The 2,378-nt window shown below is 66.0% G+C and carries 2 protein-coding genes and 2 pseudogenes; 2 read left to right on the plus strand and 2 right to left on the minus strand.

Annotated features, from left to right (window positions below):
• Window positions 1-121, minus strand: a pseudogene (locus tag EOA79_RS33960) (DUF721 domain-containing protein); the annotation flags it as partial.
• A 31-nt stretch (window positions 122-152) separates the two neighbouring features.
• Here EOA79_RS33960 and mutY point away from each other — a divergent pair.
• A complete protein-coding gene (mutY, locus tag EOA79_RS31430) occupies window positions 153-1,286 on the plus strand; it encodes an A/G-specific adenine glycosylase (RefSeq protein ID WP_095823792.1) in 1,134 nt (377 codons plus the stop codon).
• 10 nt (window positions 1,287-1,296) lie between these two features.
• Window positions 1,297-1,908, plus strand: coding sequence for an HAD family phosphatase (locus tag EOA79_RS31435; protein ID WP_095823793.1), 612 nt, complete (start codon window positions 1,297-1,299; stop codon window positions 1,906-1,908).
• 45 nt (window positions 1,909-1,953) lie between these two features.
• On the opposite strand, the pseudogene EOA79_RS31440 reads toward EOA79_RS31435, so the two are convergent.
• A pseudogene (locus tag EOA79_RS31440) lies at window positions 1,954-2,378 on the minus strand (site-specific DNA-methyltransferase); the annotation flags it as partial.

Consider the following 2,378-nt stretch of genomic DNA (forward strand, 5'->3'; position numbering starts at 1 on the left):
CTTCCCAGGACTGCACCAGTCCGATCGAGATGCCGGCGCGCTTCTTCAGGACAGGATCGAGGATCTCGGTCGCGAGATCGCTCACCGGAACGGGATTGCCGAAGGGCCTTTTCCCTGCCATGTGCGTTCTCCGATCCTAACTCGCCCGATCAATGGCACCGCAAGACCAGACCCGCAAGGCCGCAGCCGAGAAGTGCGTATCCGGAGATAGCAGCATCGCCGTCCGCCTGCTTGCCTGGTACGACGCGCATCACCGCAACCTGCCCTGGCGCGTGACGCCGAGTGCGTTCTCGCGTGGGACAAAACCCGACCCTTATCGCGTCTGGCTCTCCGAGGTCATGCTGCAGCAGACCACGGTCGAGGCGGTGAAAGCCTATTTCCGGACGTTTGTCGAGAAATGGCCGACCGTCGAGGCGCTGGCGGCAGCGCCGGCCGAGGAGGTCATGAAGGCCTGGGCCGGGCTCGGCTATTACTCGAGGGCACGCAATCTCAAAGCCTGCGCCGATCTCGTGGCGCAGCGGGGCGGCCGCTTTCCCGACACCGAGGCAGGATTGAAGGAATTGCCGGGCATCGGCGCCTACACGGCGGCCGCCATCGCGGCGATCGCCTTCGACCGGCCTGCCGCCGTCGTCGACGGCAATGTCGAGCGTGTCATCTCGCGGCTCTATTCGGTGGAGACGCCGCTCAGCGAGGCCAAGCCGGAAATCCGAGCGCTGGTCGAGAAGCTCGTGCCAGGTGCAAGGCCCGGCGATTTCGCCCAGGCGATGATGGATCTCGGCGCAACGATCTGCACGCCGCGGCGGCCGCGCTGCATGCTGTGCCCGCTGCGCGAGGATTGCAGCGCGATCCTGTCAGGCGATCCGGAGCGCTTTCCAGTCCGCCTGCCCAAGGGCGACAAGCCGCTCAGGCGCGGTGCTGCCTTTGTCGCTCAACGCGATGACGGCGCCATCCTGCTGCGCAAACGGCCGGACAAGGGGCTGCTCGGCGGCATGACCGAGGTGCCGACCACGGCGTGGACGGCGCGGGCCGACGGCGCTACGACGGCGGACGCAGCGCCCATTTCGGCCGACTGGCGGCGCGCCGGGCGGATCGGCCATGTCTTCACCCATTTCGCGCTCGAACTCGACGTCTTCCATGCCCACATCAGGGGTGATGCGCCCAACGGGCATTTCTGGTCGCTAGCCCACGAAATTCCCGGGGAAGCGCTGCCCACCGTCATGAAAAAGGTAATCGAGGCAGCGATACCGGGCGCAACCAAAAAGCAAGCCCCGCTGCGCCCGCGTTGAAAGGACCGCAATGACTGACATCCGCCACATCGTGTTCGATATCGGCAAGGTGCTGATCCACTACGATCCGGACCTTCCGTTCAGCCGGCTGATCCCGGATGCCGAGGAGCGGAAATGGTTCTTCGACAATGTCTGCACCAGCGCCTGGAACATCGAGCAGGATCGCGGCCGCACCTGGCAAGACGCCGAGGCGCTGCTGATCTCCGAACACCCCGATCACGCCGAGAACATCCGCAACTTCCGCCGCTGCTGGCACGAGATGGTGCCGCATGCCTATGACGACAGCGTCGCCATCATGGTCGGCCTTATCGACAGGGGCCGCGATGTGACCATGCTGACCAATTTCGCCGCCGACACGTTCGCCGAAGCCCGCCGGCGCTTCGACTTTCTCAATCGGCCGCGCGGCGTCACGGTCTCGGGCGAGATCGGCCTGATCAAGCCGGACCAGGCCATCTACGACCGTCACGTCGCATCCTTCGACCTGGAGCCGGCCGCCACACTCTTCATCGACGACAGCCAGAAGAATGTCGACGGCGCCAAGGCCGCCGGCTGGCAGGCGGTGCTGTTCACCGATGCCAAGGCGCTTCAAGCGGATCTTGAACGGCTCGGGATTGCGGCCTGAACTGAATCACTTGCGGCAATCGGTTGAGCTTTCGATTCAAGCGGATCAGCCGCCTGCCCGCTCCATTCCGAGGCGGGCGATGCGGCGCAATTCGTCGATCGGGGTGAGGCCGCCGCTGCGCTCATAGTGCCAGAAGGTCCAGCCGTTGCAGGCGTCCAAACCCTGCACCTCGGCGCCGATCTTGTGGATCGAGCCGGCGCTGTCGCCGATGGCCAGCGTGCCGTCGGCGCGCACCTTGGCCGCCCAGCGCTTCTTGGCGTCGTAAAGTGTGGCGCCCGGCGCCACCAGGCCGGTGTCGATCAGGCTTATGAAGGCGACGCGCGGCTCGGCGCGCTTGCCGGACAGCACGGTGAGGTCGGCCTCATCCAGCGGGCGCACGGCGGCGATGCGCTCATTGGCGGCATCGATGTAGGATTGCTCGCGCTCGATGCCGACGAAGTGACGGCCGAGGCGCTTGGCGACCGCACCCG

The sequence above is a fragment of the Mesorhizobium sp. M1A.F.Ca.IN.020.03.2.1 genome (genome assembly GCF_004023205.1).
GTDB lineage: Bacteria > Pseudomonadota > Alphaproteobacteria > Rhizobiales > Rhizobiaceae > Mesorhizobium.

Excerpts from the sequence above, each read along its gene's own strand:
- mutY (WP_095823792.1), top strand. The coding sequence starts at position 153 with ATGGCACCGCAAGACCAGACCCGCAAGGCCGCAGCCGAGAAGTGCGTA.
- EOA79_RS31435 (WP_095823793.1), top strand. The coding sequence starts at position 1,297 with ATGACTGACATCCGCCACATCGTGTTCGATATCGGCAAGGTGCTGATC.